The sequence below is a fragment of the Erythrobacter sp. THAF29 genome, assembly GCF_009363635.1.
Taxonomy (GTDB): domain Bacteria; phylum Pseudomonadota; class Alphaproteobacteria; order Sphingomonadales; family Sphingomonadaceae; genus Erythrobacter.
Window position 1 is genome coordinate 1,212,853 of record NZ_CP045392.1, and the last position, 19,738, is coordinate 1,232,590.

Consider the following 19,738-nt stretch of genomic DNA (forward strand, 5'->3'; position numbering starts at 1 on the left):
TTACCGATTTTCTTGTTTGCGACCATGATTGTGCCCCGCCCTGACTTTCAAATGACTGCTTTTCTTCGCGCCTCCGCGCTGGCTATGCCCGCAGCGCTGCTTTGCGCGCCCGTGACCGCACAAAACGCGACGTCACGCGAAGTGGTGCAGCCATTGCCTTCCAAGGAAACGCAGCGGCTGAACCGCGCGCTGCTGCGACTGGCGAAGCGGCCCAAGAATGTCGCCGCGTTGATCGAAGCCGGGGAAGCGGCAACCGAAGTCGGTGATCTAGACGCGGCGATTGGATTTTACGGCAAAGCCGATGAAATCGCTCCCAACGATTGGCGCGTCAAGCTCGGTATGGCGCGGGTATTTCTGCGGTCGGGCAGGCCGACCGATGCCCTGCCACTCTTTGCAGCTGCCCAAAGCGCAGGTGCCGACGCAAACGACGTGTTGAGCGACCGCGCGCTTGCCCTCGACCTCGTAGGCGATTCCGAAAACGCACAAACCGCCTACAAGCGCGCGATTGCCCTCAACAGCAGTGACGATGAAGCCAAGCGTCGGCTGGCATTGAGCTACGCAATTTCGGGCAATCGTGACGGGTTCGAGGAAACGCTTCGGCCGATGATCGACAGGCGCGACTTCGCGTCTTTCCGGGCGCGGGCGTTCGGCCTAGCCATCATGGGAGAGCAGGATCGCGCGGCAGCGATCGTCGATGCGGTGATGCCGCGAGACCTTGCCGGGCGCATCAATCCCTATCTCGCCTATATGCCCCGGCTCACGAAAGCCCAGCAGGCTGCGGCAGCCAATCTCGGCATCTTCCCAAAGGCCGCCGACATCGGCCGCGAGGACCCGCGTATTGCCGCCTATTCGAGTGGAGCAAGTTCGGCCGAAAGCAGCGTGCGCACGGCGGGAAGCAGGCTTGAGCCCGCTGGTCCGCCGCTCGGCCGCCGCACCACTCCGGCGCCAGAGCCCAGTTTCGATCTGGCTCAGGCGGGTGCGTCTGCCCCTTCGACCCCGAGCGAAAGTGTCGCCGATGCATTTGCGGATTTGGGCGATGCCGAACTGGCGGGCAAGAGCGGGAATGCGGTCGATCTCGCCGCGATCGAGATCCCCCGCGAGGCTGCCCCTGCACCCGAACCGGCAAGACCGCAGCATCCTGCGCGCATCTGGGTGCAGCTTGCAACGGGCCGCGATATGGGCGCGCTCAAGTTCGACTGGCGGCGTTTCGCGCGTCAGGCACCCGAGTTGCTCGGCGACTTCAGGCCGCATGTAACGCCTTGGGGACAGGCCAATCGCCTGTTGGCAGGACCGGTTACAAGCCGCGCCGAAGCGCGCGAGCTCATCAATGCGCTGAAGGCCAAAGGCATCGATACATTCCGTTTTTCAAGCCCTGAAGGCGTTGAAATCAAAGAATTAAAGTAGGTTCGGCGGCTCATCCCCGCCTTTCTGTGCACAAGCTTTGAACAAGCGAAAGGGGTTCTCCCCAGTCGCATGGGGGAGAGTGGATTGCCAAAGGGCAGTCGGGCAATGCATCTGTCCGATCAATGAGATTAAGGGCCGCACATCCATGAGACCGCGCGAACACGATTACTCGGCAGAGGACGACGCCGCTCCGGTCGATATGCTCGCTGCATTGTTCGAGGCTCGCGGCTGGGAGTGCGAGATCGTCTCCGACGACGAGATGGTCGGTGAAGTGCAGGGCAGCTGGGCGAAGTACCAGCTTCGCGCGATCTGGCGCTCGCAAGACAACGTCCTGCAATTCCTTTGTCTTCCCGATATCCGCGTGCAGAAAGAAAAGAAGCAGCAGGCGTACGAACTGCTCAGTCTCGTCAACGAACAGATGTGGCTCGGCCATTTCGACATCTGGTCGAACGGAGATGTGCTGCTTTACCGCCACGGTGCACTGCTTGGCGACGATGGCATGCTGAGCCTGATCCAGGCTCAGGCTCTGGTTGAAAACGCGATCGACGAATGCGACCGGTTCTATCCCGCATTCCAGTTCGTGCTGTGGGGCGATAAGGCTCCGCGCGCGGCATTGGAAGCCGCAATGGTTGACGCGGCGGGCGAAGCTTAGGCACAGATCCCGCCGGAAGGTGGCCACATGTCCGAAATCAAGAAACTACTCATCATCGGCTGCGGGAATATGGGCGGCGCAATGCTGGCCGGTTGGCTGGGGGCGGGAATCGAGCCTGCGCGTTTCGCGGTTCTAGACCCCGCTCTCGATACGGCGCCGGACGGAGTGTCGCTTTTTCGTTCACTGGACGAAGTTCCCTGTGACCATGACGCGGTGATGCTTGGCTTCAAACCGCAGCAACTGGGCGATCTCGCGCCGGGATTGCAATCGCTTACGGGCGAGGGCGTGATCATCTATTCGCTTCTCGCCGGGTTGACGATCGCGCAATTGAAAACCGCATTACCGGACGCAATGGCCCATGTGCGTGTGATGCCCAATCTCGCTGCACGGGTGAATAAGTCGCCGATTATCCTTTTGGAGAACGGCCTCAGCGATGCTTGGCGCGATGCTACGTTCAACCTGTTCGATGCGTTAGGCACCGCGGTGTGGCTTGAGGACGAAACGAAGTTCAACCTTGTGACAGCACTTGCAGGATCAGGGCCGGGCTTCGTCTATCGGTTCATCGATGCGCTTGCGGGGGCTGCGGTCGAACTCGGGCTGGATCGCGAGCAGGCCGAAGCGCTTGCACTTGCCACTGTCGATGGCGCATCAACCCTCGCGGCAAACGAAACCGCATCGCCGGGCGAACTGGCAGACAGGGTCGCCAGCCCCGGCGGAATGACACGCGAAGGGCTCAATGTGCTCGATACTGACAGCGCGCTGCACAAGCTGTTGGTCGAATGCCTGCGTGTGACCGCAGACAAGGGTGCTGAGCTTTCCGCGAAAAACAATTGATTTGCTTGCACAATAAGCAAGATCGTACGGTTAATCGCCGTCAAGGAATACGGACCGGTTTCGCTTGAAATCGCTGCGCAAAATGCCGATATTGCATGCAATCAGGCACGTATTCCCGTGCCGCAATTGGAGACTAGGGATCCATTATGGCTGATTGGAATGACAACCAGCGTACCGGCCAGGCGTTCGGCTCGGTGCCGCGCGCCGGCGGCGATGTCGCGGGCGTCACCTATGACGAGGGCCTGCGCAAGCACATGCTCTCGATCTACAATTACATGGCGTCGGGCGTGCTGCTGACGGGTATCGTTGCGCTGCTGTTCGTCAATTCGCCGTTCTTCAACATGGCCTTCCAGGTTGTACAGACCCCTGCGGGTGTTGGCCTGCAGGCGACCGGCCTCGGTTGGCTGATCAAGCTTTCTCCGCTCGCGGTGATGCTGTTCTGGTGGTTCGGCGCAAGCCGCGCGAGCCAGACCGCACTGCAAATCGGCTTCTGGACGTTCGCAGTGCTGTTCGGCCTGTCGCTCTCGACGATCTTCGTGATCTACACAGGCGAATCCGTCGCCGCCGCGTTCTTCTCAACCGCCGCTGCTTTCGCCGGGCTTTCGCTGTGGGGCTACACCACAAAGCGGGACATATCTGGCTGGGGCAGCTTCCTCGTGATGGGCGTGATCGGCCTGATCGTGGCGATCCTGCTCAACGCCTTCCTGTTCCAGTCGGGCGCCATGGGCCTCGTCATCAGCGTGCTCGGCGTGCTGATCTTTGCGGGTCTTACCGCCTATGACACCCAGCGTCTGAAGAACGAGTACCAGTATGTTCGCGGAACCGAGATGGCTGGCCGCGCGGTGATTTTCGGCGCGCTCAATCTTTATCTCGATTTCATCAACATGTTCATCTTCATCCTGCAATTGCTCGGCAACCGCGAGTGATTGTGGCAGAAATGCAAGGCAGGACGTAAATTCCTGTCTAATCTGGTGAAATCTTGCGTGCCCGGGGCCTTTTGCGAGGTTCCGGGCATTTTCATTGTCATCTGCGCCGCGTATCGAATCCGTACTTAATTCTGGAGCAAGGCGGCATCTGGCAAGGTCGGAAGCGCGCAAGGAAAGAAATGCAATGTCGAAAACGACACGCAGCAATGCGAAACCTTCGGGTCTGAAAATCACCATCGTCTCAGCGGCGACCGCGGCGCTTGCGGCCTGCGCATCGCCTCCGCCGCCCCCTCCGCCGCCCCCGCCACCGCCACCGCCGCCTCCGGTGGTCGAAGCGGTGCCCTATCGGCCCCTGCCGCCGAGTGGCGCGGCCTATGTGATGAAAATCCCCGCGCGTGGGCCCGACGGCAAGCATCTGACCATCAACCGCGCGCTTACCGACGACGAACTCGTCTGGCACTTCCGCTCCGGTTGGAATGTTGCTGCCCTCAATTGCACCGCGCCGCGATACGAGCCGATCCTCGAGGCTTACGGGGCATTCATCAGCGATCACGCTTCGACGCTGAAAGGCGTAAACGACAGGCTTGATCGGCAATATCGTGAAGAGGCAGAAACGCGCCGCGAAGCCATTCTCGCCCGCGAGGCACAAATGACGAGCGTCTATAATTTCTGGGCGCTCCCGCCGGCGCGTGCCGGATTCTGTCGCGCCGCGCTCGACATCTCGAACCGGGCACTTGCCAACCCGCCCACCGATCCAATCGGCTTCGCGAAGGTCAACTTCGCCTTTCTCGAAGAACCGTTCGAAAAGTTCTTCGCAGAGTACCAGACCTATCGCGAGCGTTCAGCCGAATGGGACGCGAAGTGGGGTGACCTTTATGGCTATTCGCAGCCGGGGTACGTTGCCGTACAAAAGGCACGCGCCGCCGAAGCCGCGATCCCGGTAGTTGGTGACGCAAATCCCGAGGCGCTCCTCGCCTCTCCTGCCGTCCGCGCAGGTGCGGTCATCGATAACGAAACTGGCGTTGCGATCCCGGTCGTTCCCGTCGAGGAAGACATGATCTCGCAGCCGATCACCCAGCCAATCCCGAATGAAGAGGTTCCAGCCGAGCGCGGAGACGCTGCGAGTGTGACCCCCGCACCGCGCAGCTTGCGCTGAGCGAACGGCGGGTCTATTCGGCCCGCATCACTTCGGTAACGGGAACGCGGTGCAAACCCGCGGCTGTCCCTGCAACTGTAAGCGGTGAGCGTCCGGCTCGATATGCCACTGGGAGCAATCCCGGGAAGGCGAGCTGGAAGCAATGACCCGTAAGCCAGGAGACCGACCGAAGCGTGTCGCTTGTTGCTGCTTTCAGGGATTGAAGGGGCGCGAAGGTCTTTCGTTTCGAGCGACGAATAGCTGGCCGTGTGGGGTGTTTCCCGCGCGGCCTGATGTGTTGCTCATTCGGAAGGGATCACCGATGAAGAAGATTTTGTGTTTGTGCGGCGTCGCAGCGGCGGCGCTGATGCTTGATACGCCTGCCGCGGCGCAAGAAGCGCAGGTGGACGAAGAGAACATCGTATACGAGGACGAAACAGGACCGCTGATCCTGCAAGCCCTTAAGCGAGAAATCCTTATCGTCGCTAGCCGGGGGAATGGCGTCGGCGTAGACGCATATACAGGATCGCAAATTCGGTTCGGCAAAGAGGAAATTGAGCAGCGTCAGGTGCGCGATATTGCCGAAATCCTGCGCGATGCGCCCGGCGTTGCCGTGAGCAAGGTCGCAGGCCAGACGCAGGTCCGGCTGCGCGGCAGCGAAGCGAACCACGTCCTCGTGCTGGTCGACGGGATCGAGGTTTCCGATCCCTTCGCCGGTGAATTCGACCTTGGAACGTTGCAGGTCGAACCCGGAAGCCGGGTCGAAGTTTTACGGGGGCCGCAATCGGCGCTCTATGGCGCTGACGCGATCGGCGGCGTGATTGCCTACCAGACTGCAAGGGGCGACGAGCTTGAAGGCGTTTCGGCCCGGATCGAAGGCGGGACGCGCGGCACGCTCAACGGCTCCGCTCGCATAGGCATCGGTGATTACGGCGCAAACCTCGCGATCAGCGGCACCGTGGTCAGCACCGATGGCGCGCCCAATGCGCGAGGCGGCACGCGCGATATCGGGCGCGACAGCTACACGATTTCCAGCAGAGCCGAGGTGCAGGCATCGGGCGAACTAAGGTTCCGCGCCGTCGGTCGGTACATCCTCACCCAGGGCGATTTCAACGATCAGGATTTCGACCCAGCCAGCCCGATCTTCGGGCTTGTCATCGATTCTCCGGGAACACGGTTCGAGAATGAAGCGACTTACGGCCTTGTCGGCGCGACATTGGCGATGATGGACGACGCCTGGACGCACGATATTTCGGGGCAGATCGCCGACATTCGCCGAGATAGCTTCGGCCCCTTTGGCCGTACCAGCGGCAGCGATGGCGACCGCTTGAAGGCGTCGTATGTCAGCGCGGTTTACCTCAACGACGGCAACCGCACGCAGCACATCACTCTTGGCGCGGAATGGGAGCGCGAGCAGTTCCGTAATGACGATCCGTTCGGTTTTGCCTCCAGCGAACGGCGAGAAATCGAGAATGTCGGCCTGATCGGCGAATATCGGTTCGAAGGACGCTCGGTCGATTTCTCGGCAGCGATCCGCCATGACATCAACGACCGTTTCGCCGATGCAACCACATTTCGGATCGGTGCAGGTTACGATCTGAACGACGACACTCGCCTGCGCGCAAGCGCCGGGTCGGGGATCAAGAATCCCGGCTTTTTCGAGCTTTTCGGCTTTTTTGACGGTCGGTTCATAGGAAATGAGGACCTCAGGCCCGAAAAATCGACCGGGTGGGAAATCGGGATCGACCAACGGCTCGGCAACGCCGCCCGCTTGTCCGCGACCTATTTCGATAGCACCCTCGAAGACGAGATTTTCACGACCTTTCCTGCACCGGATTTCGTCGCAACCCCTGCAAACCGTACCACCGACAGCAGCAGGCGCGGGGTCGAGCTGTCGCTCGATGCGCGTCTCGGGGCGGGCTTCTCTCTGGACGCAGCCTATACCTATCTCGACGCCGAGGAAGACGGGATCGAGGAAGTCCGCCGGCCCGATCACGTCGCCAGCGCCGCGCTCAATTGGACAGCGCCCACGGATGCGGTCTCGGCCACACTCGTCGTGCGCCACAATGGCGAGGCCGAGGATCTCGCCTTCACCGATCCGAGCTTCATCCCGGTGCGCGTGACGCTCGACGATTACACGCTCGTCAATCTCTACGCGCGGGTGAGGCTCACCGACCAGATCGAGGCGTTCGGACGGGTCGAAAACCTGCTCGACGAGACTTACGAGCAGGTCTTCAGTTTCGTTTCGCCGGGCAGAAGCGCAGTGATCGGCATCAGCGCGAGCTTCTAAACCTCTCGCAATCCTTCGAGGAAATGCATAGGTGCGTCCCATGCATTTCCTCGACCAAGCCAAGATCTATCTGAAATCGGGTGCCGGCGGGCCGGGAGCGGTCAGCTTTCGGCGCGAGAAGTATATCGAGTATGGCGGACCCGACGGCGGCGATGGCGGCAAGGGCGGCGATATCGTGTTCGAAGCGGTGCAGGGCCTCAACACCCTCATCGACTTCCGCTATGCGCAGCACTTCAAGGCCAAGCGCGGCAATCACGGGCAGGGCAAGGATCGCACCGGCGCAGGCGCGCCCGATCTCGTCATCAAGGTTCCGGTCGGCACGCAGGTCCTGTCCGAAGACAAGGAAGAGGTTCTCGCGGATTTTACCGAGGTCGGGCAGCGCGTAGTCATGCTCAGGGGCGGACAGGGCGGACGCGGCAATGCCTCCTACAAAAGCGCGACCAACCGCGCGCCTCGCCAGCACCAGCCGGGTGAACCGGGCGAGGAGATGTGGGTGTGGCTGCGGCTCAAGCTGCTGGCCGATGTGGGGCTGGTCGGATTGCCGAATGCGGGCAAATCGACCTTCATCAATGCGGTGACCAATGCCCGCGCAAAGGTCGGCCACTATGCCTTTACCACGCTCGTCCCCAAGCTCGGCGTCGTCCACCACAAGGGGCGCGAATTCGTGCTGGCCGATATTCCCGGCCTGATCGAGGGGGCGGCCGAAGGGGCGGGAATCGGCGACCGGTTCCTCGGTCATATCGAGCGGTGCCGGGTGCTCATCCACCTGATCGACATATCGGGCGAAGATCCTGCCGAGGCAATGCGGATCGTGCAGGAAGAACTCGCCGCCTACGGGGCGGGGCTGGAGGACAAGCCGCAACTGATCGCGCTCAACAAGATGGACCTTGCCGACGAGGAACTGGGCGAGGCGTTTGCCGAGGAACTGCGCAAGGGCGGTGCTGACAGGGTCTTCACCGTTTCGGGTGCGACCGGCGAGGGTATCGAGGAGCTCATGGATGCGGTTCTCGGATACCTGCCCGACCGCACATCGACCGAAACCAATGCCGGTGAGGTCGAGCACGCGGACGAGAACGGCGAAGGTGCAGGGGGCGAGTGGTCGCCGATCTGACGCCATGAGCCTTTCCGCCATCAGCGATATCGTCAATGCCCGGCGGCTGGTCGTGAAGATCGGCAGCGCGCTGCTGGTCGAGCGGGGCGAGGCCAATTTTGCGCGGCTCACCTCGCTGGCCGCGGATATCGCGAAATTGCGCGAGCGCGGCGCGCAGGTTATCGTCGTCAGCTCGGGGGCGATTGCGCTCGGCGCGGCGCGGCTCGGTCTGCCCAAGGGCGGTCGCGCGAGCCTTGCCGATGCACAGGCAGCCGCCTCGGTCGGCCAGGTCAAGCTCGCACAGGTCTGGGCCGAAGCGCTTGGCGCACACGACCTGCAGGCCGCGCAAATGCTCGTCACCCTCGGCGATCTCGAGGACCGCAGGCGCTATCTCAACGCCGCCGCGACATTGGAACGCCTGCTCGATGCGGGGGCGGTGCCGGTGGTGAACGAGAATGACAGCGTCGCGACCGAGGAAATCCGCTTCGGAGACAATGACCGGCTGGCTGCGCGCGTCGCGCAGGCCGCGGGCGCCGATGCGGTGCTGCTGCTGTCCGATGTCGATGGCCTTTATGACCGCGCGCCGGGAGCAGATGGTGCGACGCTCATCGAACGGGTCGAAGGGGTGACGCCCGAACTGATCGCGATGGCGGACGAGGGATCGTCCTCCGGCCTCGGATCGGGCGGGATGACCGCCAAGCTGCAAGCGGCGCGGATCGCCGAGCGCGCCGGGATCATGCTCGCGATCGTCAACGGCACGCGGCCTTCGCCCATTTCCAGCGCCATTGCCGACAATCGCGGCACGGTGTTTCTGCCGGTGCGATCGGACAGCGCGCGCAAAGCATGGCTCGGTGGAAGGCTTGCTCCCGAAGGCGTGCTGACCGTCGATGAGGGTTGCGTCAAGGCGCTGGGCGAGGGCGCGAGCCTGCTTGCCGCGGGACTTGTCGATGTCGAGGGCGAATTCCAGCGCGGCGCGCTTGTCAGCCTTCACGGCCCCAGGGGCGAAAGACTGGGGCAAGGCCTCGTCGAATACAGCGCGCAGGAATGCCGCGCGATCCTGGGCCTGAAAGAGGCCGAGCAGGAGGCGAAACTCGGCTACGCTCCCCGCGCGGCCGTCGTCCACCGCGATCACATGGTGCAGGGATAGCCTCGGTTATGAAACTGGCGATTACAGGCGCAACCGGGTTTGTCGGCAGCAGCACGCTCGACGCGGCGTTGCAGAAGGGCCATTCGGTTCGGGCGCTGGCCCGCAGCCCGCAGCCGCCGCGCGACCGGGTCGAATGGGTCCGCGGCACACTCGAAGACACGGCCGCGCTTCGCTCGCTGGCCGAGGGAACCGATGCGGTCATCCACATTGCCGGCCTCACCAACACGCCCGATCCGGACCGTTTCGAGGCGGCCAACGTTACCGGCACGGCCAATGTGATCGAGGCGATGAAATCCTCGGGCGTTGAGCGGTTGGTGTTCGTGTCCTCGCTTTCCGCGCGCGAACCCTCGCTTTCGCAATATGGCGCGTCCAAGGCACGGGCCGAGGCGCTTGTCGAGGCATCGGGCCTCGACTGGACGATCGTGCGTCCGCCTGCGGTCTATGGCCCGCACGATACCGACATGTTCGAGCTGTTCCGCGCGGCAAAGCTCGGTCTCGTCCCCGTGCCGCCCGGCGGCAAGACCTCGATCATCCATGTCGAGGACCTCGCCCGGTTGCTCGTCGCCCTGGCCGAGCCGAACCCTGCGACGCGTCACCAGATTTACGAGCCGTGGGACGATAACGCATTCGGCTACGAGCATTCGGAACTTGCGAAAATGATCGCCGAGGCGGTCGGCAACAGTTTTGCGATCACGGCAAGGCTGCCTGCGCCGGTGATGCAGCTCGCCGCGAAGGCCGACCGGGCGATCCGCGGCCCCAAGGCCAAGCTGACCGCCGACCGCGTGGGTTACATGCTCCACCCCGACTGGGTCTGCGACATGAAGAAGGCGCCGCCTATCTCGGTTTGGCAGGCGGTTTGGTCGGGCGAAGAGGGCCTGAAGCACACGGCCGATTGGTACAAGGAACAGGGCTGGCTTTAGCGGCCTAGAGGAACGGCTCCTCGCCCGGCTTGTGGATGCCGCATTCGGTCTTGTCCCAGCCCTTCCACCGGCCCGAGCGCGGGTCTTCGCCCTCGGCGACCTTGTGCGTGCACGGCTCGCATCCGATCGAGGGGAACCCATGCGCGACCAGCGGGTGGCGCGGGAGTTCGTTTTCTTCGATGTAGGTGGCGATATCTTCGGCGGACCAGTCGATCAGCGGGTTGATCTTGAGCCGTCCCTGTTCGTCTGACGTGTCGATCTCAAACCGCGGGAGGTTCGCGCGGGTTGAGGATTGGAAGGCCTTGCGTCCGGTGAAGCTCCCGTCGAAATTGGCAAGCGCCTTTGCGAGCGGCTTCACCTTGCGGATTTCGCAGCAGCCATCGGGATCGTATGACCAGCGCAGGCCGGTTTCGTCCTTTTTGGCCAGTTCCACTTCGTCGGGGGTTATTACCTGCAAATTGGTGAGGCCCAGCAGCGTGACGACCTCGTCACGATAAGCGAGTGTTTCAGCAAAGTGTTTGCCGGTATCGAGAAAAAGGACGGGCACTCCCGGGTCGATCTGAGCGATCAGGTGCAGCAACACCACGCTTTCCGCACCGAAGCTCGAAACGACGGCCACATCGCCCGCCAGCCCGTCGCGGATCACGCTCTCAAGCATTTCCTGCGTCGAGGAACCGCGGAATATGCGGTTGAGGCGCACGGCATCGTGTTCGCTGAAGCGCGGCGACGCGTCGAGCCGGTCGATCTGGCGCATCTCAGTCATCGCTCGCACCTTGGCGCAATTGAGGGATCGTGCGCCGCGCACCGGTGAGCGTGTCGGCGGCGTGCTGATAGACATTTTCCCACGTCGCGAAGGCGCGGCGGGCATCCTCTTCGTCGAGCGGATTTTCCGGTGCGAAGGAATCGAACCCGCAGCGGCGCATGTGCGAAAGCTGGTCGATCAGAACGTCGCCGACCGCGCGCAGTTCGCCCGCATATCCGGCCTCGCGCAGGATCCGTGCGGCCGAATAGCCGCGCCCGTCGCTGAAGCTGGGGAAGTTGACCTCGACCAGCGCAAGCCGGTCGAGAATCGGCAAGAGCAGGCGCGCGTCGTCGCCCGGTTCGACCCGCACCGCGCTGGCGTTGGTCTGCCCGATCGCGGCATCGACCGTCACCGCGGCGTGATCCACTTGCTCATCGTCGCGAAAGCGGAACTGCACCTCGTCGGGGGAGGTGCCAAGGTCGGGTTGCTCAACCATAAAGCGCCTCCTTGAACGGGGCCATGCCGATGCGGCGATAGGTATCGAGAAACCGCTCGCCCTCTTCGCGCTGCGAGAGATAGACATCGGTGACCGTATCGACCGCGCGGATCACCCCTTCTTCGTCGAAACCGGGTCCGGTGATCTTGGCGAGGGAGACGTCCTCCGCCTCGCTGCCGCCCAGCGAGAGCTGGTAGTTCTCGACCCCCTTCTTGTCGACGCCGAGGATGCCGATATGGCCCGCATGGTGGTGCCCGCAGGCATTGATGCAGCCCGAAATCTTGAGCTTCAATTCGCCCAGCTTGCCGGTTTTTCCGCTCGCATCGAACCGCTCGGAGATGCGCTGTGCCAGCGGGATCGAGCGGGCATTGGCAAGGCTGCAATAATCGAGGCCGGGACATGCGATCATGTCCTCGATCGTGTCCATGTTGGGAGAGCCGAGGCCCGCCATATCAAGCTCGCTCCACAGCGCGTGAAGATCGGCGATCTTCACATGGGGCAGGACGACGTTCTGCGTGTGCATGATGCGCAATTCGTCGAAGCTGTATTGCCTGGCCAGCTTCGCCATAAGCCGCATCTGCTCGCCGGTCGCATCGCCCGGAATACCGCCGACGGGCTTGAGCGAAATGACCGCGCTCACGTAGCTGTCATGTTTGTGACGGTTGGTATTGCGATCGACCCAAAGCGCGAAATCGGGGTCGGAACGGTCGATCGTCTTGGGACCGTCTTCGAAAGGCGGATCGGCGAAGAAGGGCTTGATCCGCTCAAGCTCGGCACGAGGTGGCTCCACCCCGACCCAAAGCAGGTGCGCGAATTCCTCTTCGACCTGACGCGTGTATTCCTCCGCGCCGAGTTCATGGACGAGGATCTTGATCCGCGCCTTGTATTTGTTGTCGCGGCGGCCGTAACGATTGTAAACGCGAAGGCAGGCCTCGGCATAGGTGACGAGGTGGTCGATCTCGACGAAGTCGCGGATCATCGGCGCGATCATCGGAGTGCGGCCCATGCCTCCGCCGACAAAGAAGCGCGCGCCGATCTCGCCGTTTTTCCGGGCGATCTGGATGCCGATATCGTGCAGCCGCATCGCCGCGCGGTCTTTTTCGCTCGCGATCACGCAAATCTTGAACTTGCGCGGCAGGTAGGCGAATTCCGGGTGAAAGCTCGACCACTGGCGCAGCAATTCGGCATAGGGGCGCGGATCGACCAATTCGTCATGCGCGGCGCCTGCGAAATGGTCGGACGAGATGTTGCGAATGCAATTGCCCGAGGTCTGGATCGCGTGCATCTCGACCTTCGCCAGATCGGCGAGGATATCGGCGGCATCCTCGAGCTTGATCCAGTTGTATTGCAGGTTCTGGCGAGTGGTGAAGTGGCCGTAACCGCGATCGTACCTGTCCGCGATATCACCAAGCGCAGTCATCTGCTCGGAATTGAGTGTGCCATAGGGGATCGCGACGCGCAGCATGTACGCATGCAGTTGCAGGTATAAGCCATTCATCAGCCGCAGCGGCTTGAACTGGTCTTCGGTCAGCTTGCCTTCGAGCCGGCGGCGGGCCTGGTCGCGGAATTCCTCCACGCGGGCATCGACCATGGCCTGATCGTAGTGGTCGTATTTGTACATCAGATTACCCAGTCGAGTGCTTCAGGGTCTTGGGGCTTCAAGGTGAGGTCGGGTCGTACGGTGGGGCCGAGCGCGCGGATACGGTCCTTGATATGGGCGGGGCGTATCCCATCCTCGGTTTGCGTCGCCTCTATGATGTAGGGCACGTTGACCCGACGCAGCGCCTCTTCTCGCGCGATGATCTCCGGGCCGTGCTCGCCGACATCGGCGGCGCAATCGACGTAGAGCGACCAGTTGCTCCCATCCCACCAAACGACGGCACCGGTCTTGAGATCGTTTCCGGTGATGATCTTCATTGCGCGGCCTCCACAGCCGTATGCGCCACGGCGGTATCATCACGTGCGGTCACTTCGCCGATGACGATAAGCGCGGGGCTCTTGATCGCGTGTTCGATCACGAGGTCGGGAAGCCCTGCGAGAAGTCCCCTTATGACGCGCATTTCGGGAAGCGCGGCATTCTCGATCACGGCGACCGGCATTTCGGGGGCAAGGCCGTCCGTCATCAGCTTTTCGGCGATCTGAGGCGCGGTCTTCACACCCATGTAAATAACGAGGGTACGACCCTTTCCGGCAAGCCCCGACCAGTTCTGGTCGGAAAGCCCCTTGCACTGGCCTGCTACGAAACTGACGATGCTCGCGGCATTGCGATGGGTGAGCGCGATCTGCGTAGCAGCCGCCGCGCCATTGGCGGCAGAGATGCCGGGTACGATTTCGACCGGGATCCCGGCCGCGCGCGCGTCCTCCGCCTCTTCGCCGCCGCGCCCGAAAATCAGCGGATCGCCGCCCTTCAGGCGCACGACATCCCGGCCCAGCTTTGCTTCGCGCACGAGAAGCGCGTTGATCTGCTCTTGCGGAAGGGTGTGTTTCGAGCGCCTCTTGGCGACCGAGATCAGCGTGGCATCGCAGCGCGCCATCGCTAGGATTTCGTGACTTACGAGCCCATCGTGCACGATCACCTCGGCGCGTTCGATCAGCCGCGCAGCGCGCAGCGTCAGGAGGTCGGGATCACCCGGACCCGCGCCGACGAGAAAGATTGTTCCGGTCTTTTCCATGGGATGGAAATGATCGACCCCGCCCGCAATCGCCAGCGAGAATGGGTTTGTGTGTGCCTAGGAAAGCTTTTGCAGTGGCTTAGCCGTTCTTGGAAACGCCTGTGGCATTGCGTTGGGCGAGCGCCTCTATCAGCGCCTGCATCTGCTCGTTGTCCCGCAAGTTGATATCGCGCTGAGGGAACGGGATTTCGATGTCGTGCTCCTTGAAGAGGAACCACAGATTCGTCAGCACTTCACTACGGACGTTACCCACGCCTTCTTCCGGGTCGTTGATCCAGCAATGGATGATGAAGTTGACCGAACTGTCCCCATACTCGGCCATCCAGACGGTCGGTGCGGGCGATTTCAGTACGCGGTCGGATTTTCTTGCGGCCTCAAGCATGAGCTCGCGCGCAAGATTCATATCGGCATTGTAGCTCACACCGACATTGACCGGCATGCGGACCTGTTTTGACGAATAGGACCAGTTTTCGACCTGATTGATCATCAGGTTCTCGTTGGGGATCAGGTATTCACGCTGGTCGCGGGTCGTCACCGAGACCGCGCGAATGCCAATCTTGCGAATCTGGCCGAATGTTTCGTTGCCCGCCATGTCGGTCACCGCGATCACGTCACCGGGCTTGATCGACTTGTCGAGCAACAGGATGATCCCCGCGATCAGGTTGCCGAACGTCTTTTGAAGGCCGAAACCGATCGCGAGACCGAACGCGCCGCCAAAAAATGCGAGCGCGGTGAGATCGATCCCAAGCATTTCGATGCCGATGAAGAACGCCGCGCCCCATATAATTATGGTCGCGATTTTTTCTGCGAGCACTTGCTGGGTTCCATCGAACCGGCTGGCACGCTTGATCAAACTGCGAGCGAAGCGCTGCAACAGCCATGCCGCAGAGATGGTTAGCAGTATGACCGCCACGACGATCAGGGCATCGAGCACCGAAATGCGGAAAGTGGCGGTCTCGAGCGCAAGCGTATCGAGATACTGCAGCAGGCTGCCAAGCGTCTCGCTTCGCTCCGAGACGTCTTGCACGATTTCATCCGATCCGCCGACAACCTCGACCGGCTCTGACGGTGTCGGATCGGGGGTCGGGCTCGGTTCGGTCGTCTCAGGTGTTGCGCCTTCCGAACCCGGATCCGCTCCTTCGGAAGCAGGGTCTACGGCTTCGGATGTGTCGGCGGGAAGCGATGCAGCAGTGCTCATGAATTATCCATCTTTTCAAGCGCCTGCGCGAGATCCGCAATCAGGTCCTCAGAGTCTTCAAGGCCGATCGATAGGCGAATGGCGGGTTTCGCACCAGCCCCGCCTTTCGGCAAAGTCGGTGACGCCATGACGGACCGGTACTCGTGCGGCAGGATAGGGAGCGCGAGACTCTCGAAACCGCCCCAACTGTAACCGATGCCGAACAGATTCAAGCTGTCTGCAACATGCGCGCTGGCATCCGGATCCTCGCTCGCGAGGATGAAGCTGAAAAGGCCGCATCCCGCCTTGAAGTCGCGGCTCCATAATTCGTGCCCCGCGTCGCCTTCAATAAGCGGGCACATGACCTTTCCGACCTGCGGCTGGTTGCGCAGCCACGTCGCAATCCGCACCGCACTTCTGGTCGATTTTTCGAGCCGCACGCCCATCGTCCTGAGGCCGCGAGAGGCGAGCGCCGCATCATCGGGTGACACGACTTGCCCGAGTTCTTGCGAGGTCCGGCGAAGCGCTCGGTACCAACGCTTGCCTGCGCTCGCCGAACCCATCATCAGGTCGGAGTGCCCGCCGACATGCTTGGAAAGGCTCATCATGGTGATGTCGCAACCGTGTTCGAGCGCTGCAAAGCCGAGGGGGCCTGCCCAGGTGTTGTCGATCATGCTCACCGCGCCGTGTTCACGCGCGATCGCCGCCAGGGCTGGGACGTCGCACACTTCCATGGTCAGGCTGCCGGGGCTTTCGAGCCAGACCGCGCGGATATTGCTTTCGAAATGCTGTTCGTAACGATCGAGGTCGAGTGGATCGAAAAAGGTGGTTTCGACACCCAGACGCTTAAGAAGTCCCGTCGCCATGCTCCGCGATGGATCGTAGGCATTGTCAGTCATCAGCAACCGGTCACCGGGGCGCAACACCGCCATCATGCAACCCGCGATTGCCGCAACTCCGCTTGGGTAAAGCACGGTTCCCTGTGCGCCCGGCTCAATCTGCGTCAGCGCTTCGGCAAGCGACCACTGCGTCGGTGCGCCCCTGCGACCGTAAAAAAAGCCGCCATCTGCGTTCTGCTTGCCAGCCTCCCTGCGTTCCGCGTCGGTTTCGTAAAGGTGGGTCGAGGCGCGCCAGACCGGCGTATTGACTACTGGACCGGTCCATTCCTTGCGCCTGCCGCCTTCGACCAGGCGGGTGGCGGGGCGCAGGCCGTTCTGGTCTTTGCCGCTCATGCAGGCCCTTGCGCTTTGAGTGTATCGGGGTCGGCCGACCATTCGAGCCAGCTGCCGTCGTAGAGCCTGGCATCGTCCTCTCCGATCAGGTGGAGAGCGAAAAGGAGAACGCTCGCGGTCACTCCGCTTCCGCATGTTGTGATGATCGGACGCGTGAGGTCGACGCCGGCGCGCTCGAAGACCTCGCGCAATTCGTCGCGCGACTTGAAAGTGCCGTCCGCATTGAAGACCTCGCCGAATGGCACGTTGAGCGAGCCGGGTATGCGTCCGCAGGCGCCACCATGGACGGGATCATCGCCAGTGCCGAAGACGCGGTCCGCTCCGCGCGCATCGACAACCTGGTGAACTTCGCTTTCCAGGTTTTCGAGCATGTCTTGTTTACTTGCAACGCGCTCGGGGCTGAATACGCCTCCGGTTTCGACCGGCGCGAAGTCCGGAGTTCCGCTCTCGAGAGGGCGTCCTTCCGCTTTCCATTTGGCGAGCCCACCGTCGAGGATCGCAACGTCCTCGATCCCGTGCGAGATCAGGGTGAACCAGGCGCGTGCCGATGTCTTCACATCGCTATCGTCGTAAATAACAATTCGGTCCTCGGGAGCGATTCCGAGACTGTCCAGACGCTCGGAAAGCTGGTCCTGGCTCGGTAGCGCCTGCGGAACCGGAGATGACGCATCGGTAAGGCTTTCGAGATCGAGGAACCGCGCGCCCGGGATATGTGCGGCCTCGTATTCTGCTCGCGCGTCGCGGTTTGCAGCGGGCAAGTGGCGAGTCGCGTCGAGGACGACCAGTCGATCTTCGCCCAGATGTTGGGCCAGCCATTCCGTCGAGACGAGGCTTTCGATGTCATTGCTCATGGCGGCAGCGGTAGCGTGCGGCGAAGCTTACGCCAAGTGGGGTCGCGATCAGGCAGTCTGCCGCTGAGGAGCGTCCTTGATCTCCCGCGCTCTCAGGCCCGGCACCCCGCCGGGCGGCGTGTCGAGTGGGATCGGATGAAGGCGGGTGGCGCTCGTCGCGCTCGGCGACCCGATCACGAAATTGTATGTTCTGGCGGGAAAGCCTGCTGATCCCAGCGTCACCTGCAGGAGCGGGATCAGCAGCGGGGTTGCGCCTTGTCTCAACGGGCTGACCGAAGACAGCGGTAATTGCACCTCGCCGCCAACTCCGCGGCTCTGATGAGGACCGATCCGTTCGATCAACTGCAGCGGTTGCCCTGTGTCAGCATTGCTCGCTGCGCTCCCGCTGCGCGCGCAGACGAGCCGAGCCGAAATTCCAAGATCGCGCAGTGCGGTGTCTGATCGATTGGCGATGACAAGGCGGTATTCGACGGTGAACGCCATCAGGCTTCGCGAGGCAGACGCGATTTCCACCTGCAGAGCGACCTTCGCCGGAGAGGGTGTTTCATCGAGCGATCCCACGGCGGGCGATGGCTCGGCTACCGGTGCCGGGACAGGTTTGAGCGAATGAGGCTGCTGCGAAGCGCCGCTTACCGCGTCGCTGTGCGCCGTATCGCGCGTGCTCGAATTGCCGGGAATCGCACGCCGGACCCCGTCAGCAAGACTCGGGGCTGTGATCCCGGCCGCTGCAGGCGTACCCGAACGACGACGCCAGAACCACCACCCCAGACCGCCCAAGAGTACCAGTAGCGCCGCGAACCACGGCCATACAGTCGAGCTGCCTTCGACGGAGGGGACTCCGGCCGAGCCGACCGCAGAGGGTGATGTGAAGTCGGATGCAGTCGGGGCGTCGGCAGGCTCGCCCGGTTGATCGGTCGAGGCTGTACCGTCCGGTTCATCCGGCAACGGATCGAGAGTGGGTGCGCTGCTGCTCTCCACCGAAGGGGTAGGAGCTGTTCCCGATTCAGGCTGGCGGGCGGGCGAACGATCCGGACCGGGTGCGCGCGGCGGGGCAACGGTTGGAGATTCGCCCGTGTCGCCCTGCGATCCCGTGGCCTGAGGGCTGGGCGATGCGGCGGGAGAGGGCGCCGCAGGTGGCGCAGGGGATGGTGCGACGGGCTGTGGCTCGACTGCCTGGGGACGCTCTGCGGGGATCGTGCGCGGCCCAATGATCACTCCGTCGCGAATGTCTACCGGACCCTGGGGGGCAGGCGTCGGGGTCGGCGTGGGCGAGGGAAGGCTGAACGTGCCCGTATCCTGCGCAAGTCCGGGTGCGGCCATAAAGGCTGCAAGGGCGAGCGTGCCGGCGGCCTTGATCGACCGCAGCTCTCCGGCAAATCCGGATCGGGAAGATGATTGACGTGATAAAGCGCGCATATTGCGAGTTTGGTGCAGCGAATGTTGTTGTCGGGGACGACCATCATAGGGGCTGGCCGCTGAATTCCACATAAATGGCCTGATGCTTTCGTCCAGTTGGAAGCTTGCGCGCAGAGCACTTTCGCGGCAACAGCGCGGCATGGAAAGCACACCCGATAACGAACTCGATCCGGCCTTTTTGGGCAAGGACAGCCCGTTGCCCGCCTCGCCCGAAGAGGCGCGGCTGGACTACGTGCCCAATCCGCGAAAGGGAGCGCTTTATCTCGTTAGGTTCGTGACGCCGGAATTCACGTCGCTGTGTCCGGTAACCAACCAGCCCGATTTCGCTCATATCGTGATCGATTACACTCCGCGCGAAACGATTGTCGAATCAAAGAGCCTGAAGCTGTTTCTCGGTTCCTTCCGCAATCACAACGGTTTCCATGAGGATGTGACTGTCGGCATCGGCCAGCGTCTTGCCGATGAAATGAACCCGCGCTGGCTCAGGATCGGTGGATACTGGTACCCACGCGGCGGAATTCCGATCGATGTGTTTTGGCAGACTGGCGCTCCTCCCGAAGACCTTTGGCTGCCCGATCAGGGCGTGCCAAGCTATCGAGGGCGTGGCTAATTTGCATCGCCCTCAACTAAAGTGACAGGCCTTCGCTTAATCGTCGATAATCGCACGAAAATTCGCTCTTCGACTCTTGAGAAGCGTTTACTTTGATGTCACAAAGGCACCCTACAGCGCGGCGTGAATAGGGGGGGAATGCGC

At 62.3% G+C, this 19,738-nt stretch carries 19 protein-coding genes and 1 riboswitch; of the genes, 10 read left to right on the forward strand and 9 right to left on the reverse strand.

What is annotated here, in order from left to right:
• Positions 1 to 111 precede the first annotated feature (111 nt).
• The 9 genes from FIU90_RS05895 to FIU90_RS05935 all read left to right on the forward strand — a co-directional run bounded on the left by FIU90_RS05895 (position 112) and on the right by FIU90_RS05935 (position 10,398).
• Positions 112 to 1,404, forward strand: coding sequence for an SPOR domain-containing protein (locus FIU90_RS05895; protein WP_234029645.1), 1,293 nt, complete (start codon positions 112 to 114; stop codon positions 1,402 to 1,404).
• 145 nt (positions 1,405 to 1,549) lie between these two features.
• Positions 1,550 to 2,056, forward strand: a complete 507-nt coding sequence (locus tag FIU90_RS05900; RefSeq protein ID WP_152433939.1) for a YbjN domain-containing protein — start codon at positions 1,550 to 1,552, stop codon at positions 2,054 to 2,056.
• Positions 2,057 to 2,083: 27 nt separating this feature from the next.
• Positions 2,084 to 2,890 (forward strand): pyrroline-5-carboxylate reductase, encoded by an 807-nt coding sequence (locus tag FIU90_RS05905; protein ID WP_152433940.1) that lies wholly within the window; start codon positions 2,084 to 2,086, stop codon positions 2,888 to 2,890.
• Between the two features lie 146 nt (positions 2,891 to 3,036).
• Positions 3,037 to 3,816 carry a Bax inhibitor-1/YccA family protein gene (locus FIU90_RS05910; protein WP_152433941.1) on the forward strand — a complete coding sequence of 260 codons (780 nt, stop codon included), beginning with the start codon at positions 3,037 to 3,039 and terminating at the stop codon, positions 3,814 to 3,816.
• 184 nt (positions 3,817 to 4,000) lie between these two features.
• On the forward strand, positions 4,001 to 4,972 hold the full coding sequence (locus tag FIU90_RS05915; RefSeq protein WP_199799352.1) for a hypothetical protein: 972 nt from the start codon (positions 4,001 to 4,003) through the stop codon (positions 4,970 to 4,972).
• A gap of 1 nt (position 4,973) precedes the next feature.
• A riboswitch (cobalamin riboswitch) is annotated at positions 4,974 to 5,158 on the forward strand.
• A gap of 115 nt (positions 5,159 to 5,273) precedes the next feature.
• Positions 5,274 to 7,241: a TonB-dependent siderophore receptor gene (locus FIU90_RS05920; protein WP_152433942.1), complete on the forward strand. Its 1,968-nt coding sequence runs from the start codon at positions 5,274 to 5,276 to the stop codon at positions 7,239 to 7,241.
• 40 nt (positions 7,242 to 7,281) lie between these two features.
• Complete coding sequence (obgE, locus tag FIU90_RS05925) at positions 7,282 to 8,352, forward strand: Obg family GTPase CgtA (RefSeq protein WP_152433943.1); 1,071 nt, start codon at positions 7,282 to 7,284, stop codon at positions 8,350 to 8,352.
• A 4-nt stretch (positions 8,353 to 8,356) separates the two neighbouring features.
• Complete coding sequence (gene proB, locus FIU90_RS05930; RefSeq protein ID WP_152433944.1) at positions 8,357 to 9,478, forward strand: glutamate 5-kinase; 1,122 nt, start codon at positions 8,357 to 8,359, stop codon at positions 9,476 to 9,478.
• Positions 9,479 to 9,486: 8 nt separating this feature from the next.
• Positions 9,487 to 10,398, forward strand: a complete 912-nt coding sequence (locus FIU90_RS05935) for an NAD(P)-dependent oxidoreductase (protein ID WP_152433945.1) — start codon at positions 9,487 to 9,489, stop codon at positions 10,396 to 10,398.
• A gap of 4 nt (positions 10,399 to 10,402) precedes the next feature.
• Here FIU90_RS05935 and FIU90_RS05940 read toward each other — a convergent pair whose 3' ends face one another.
• From FIU90_RS05940 to FIU90_RS05980, 9 genes are all read right to left on the reverse strand, one after another.
• A complete protein-coding gene (locus FIU90_RS05940; RefSeq protein WP_152433946.1) occupies positions 10,403 to 11,161 on the reverse strand; it encodes a phosphoadenylyl-sulfate reductase in 759 nt (252 codons plus the stop codon).
• Positions 11,154 to 11,636: a DUF934 domain-containing protein gene (locus tag FIU90_RS05945; protein ID WP_152433947.1), complete on the reverse strand. Its 483-nt coding sequence runs from the start codon at positions 11,634 to 11,636 to the stop codon at positions 11,154 to 11,156. The genes FIU90_RS05940 and FIU90_RS05945 overlap by 8 nt, the downstream gene beginning before the upstream one ends.
• On the reverse strand, positions 11,629 to 13,257 hold the full coding sequence (locus FIU90_RS05950; protein WP_152433948.1) for a nitrite/sulfite reductase: 1,629 nt from the start codon (positions 13,255 to 13,257) through the stop codon (positions 11,629 to 11,631). Before FIU90_RS05950 ends, FIU90_RS05945 begins: the two co-directional genes overlap by 8 nt.
• Positions 13,257 to 13,553, reverse strand: a complete 297-nt coding sequence (locus tag FIU90_RS05955) for a DUF2849 domain-containing protein (RefSeq protein ID WP_152433949.1) — start codon at positions 13,551 to 13,553, stop codon at positions 13,257 to 13,259. Before FIU90_RS05955 ends, FIU90_RS05950 begins: the two co-directional genes overlap by 1 nt.
• Entirely contained in the window at positions 13,550 to 14,308 is a 759-nt protein-coding gene (gene cobA, locus FIU90_RS05960; protein WP_152433950.1) for a uroporphyrinogen-III C-methyltransferase, read from the reverse strand. The genes FIU90_RS05955 and cobA overlap by 4 nt, the downstream gene beginning before the upstream one ends.
• A gap of 79 nt (positions 14,309 to 14,387) precedes the next feature.
• Positions 14,388 to 15,506: a mechanosensitive ion channel family protein gene (locus tag FIU90_RS05965; RefSeq protein ID WP_152433951.1), complete on the reverse strand. Its 1,119-nt coding sequence runs from the start codon at positions 15,504 to 15,506 to the stop codon at positions 14,388 to 14,390.
• Positions 15,503 to 16,717: a cystathionine beta-lyase gene (gene metC / locus FIU90_RS05970; protein WP_172970193.1), complete on the reverse strand. Its 1,215-nt coding sequence runs from the start codon at positions 16,715 to 16,717 to the stop codon at positions 15,503 to 15,505. Before metC ends, FIU90_RS05965 begins: the two co-directional genes overlap by 4 nt.
• Entirely contained in the window at positions 16,714 to 17,568 is an 855-nt protein-coding gene (sseA, locus tag FIU90_RS05975; RefSeq protein WP_234029646.1) for a 3-mercaptopyruvate sulfurtransferase, read from the reverse strand. Before sseA ends, metC begins: the two co-directional genes overlap by 4 nt.
• Positions 17,569 to 17,616: 48 nt before the next feature.
• The gene (locus FIU90_RS05980) at positions 17,617 to 18,888 is read right to left on the reverse strand and encodes a hypothetical protein (RefSeq protein WP_152433953.1); all 1,272 of its coding nucleotides are present in this window, start codon (positions 18,886 to 18,888) and stop codon (positions 17,617 to 17,619) included.
• A 235-nt stretch (positions 18,889 to 19,123) separates the two neighbouring features.
• Here FIU90_RS05980 and queF point away from each other — a divergent pair, with 235 nt between their 5' ends.
• A complete protein-coding gene (gene queF, locus FIU90_RS05985) occupies positions 19,124 to 19,594 on the forward strand; it encodes a preQ(1) synthase (RefSeq protein ID WP_152433954.1) in 471 nt (156 codons plus the stop codon).
• The last annotated feature ends 144 nt before the right edge of the window (positions 19,595 to 19,738 follow it).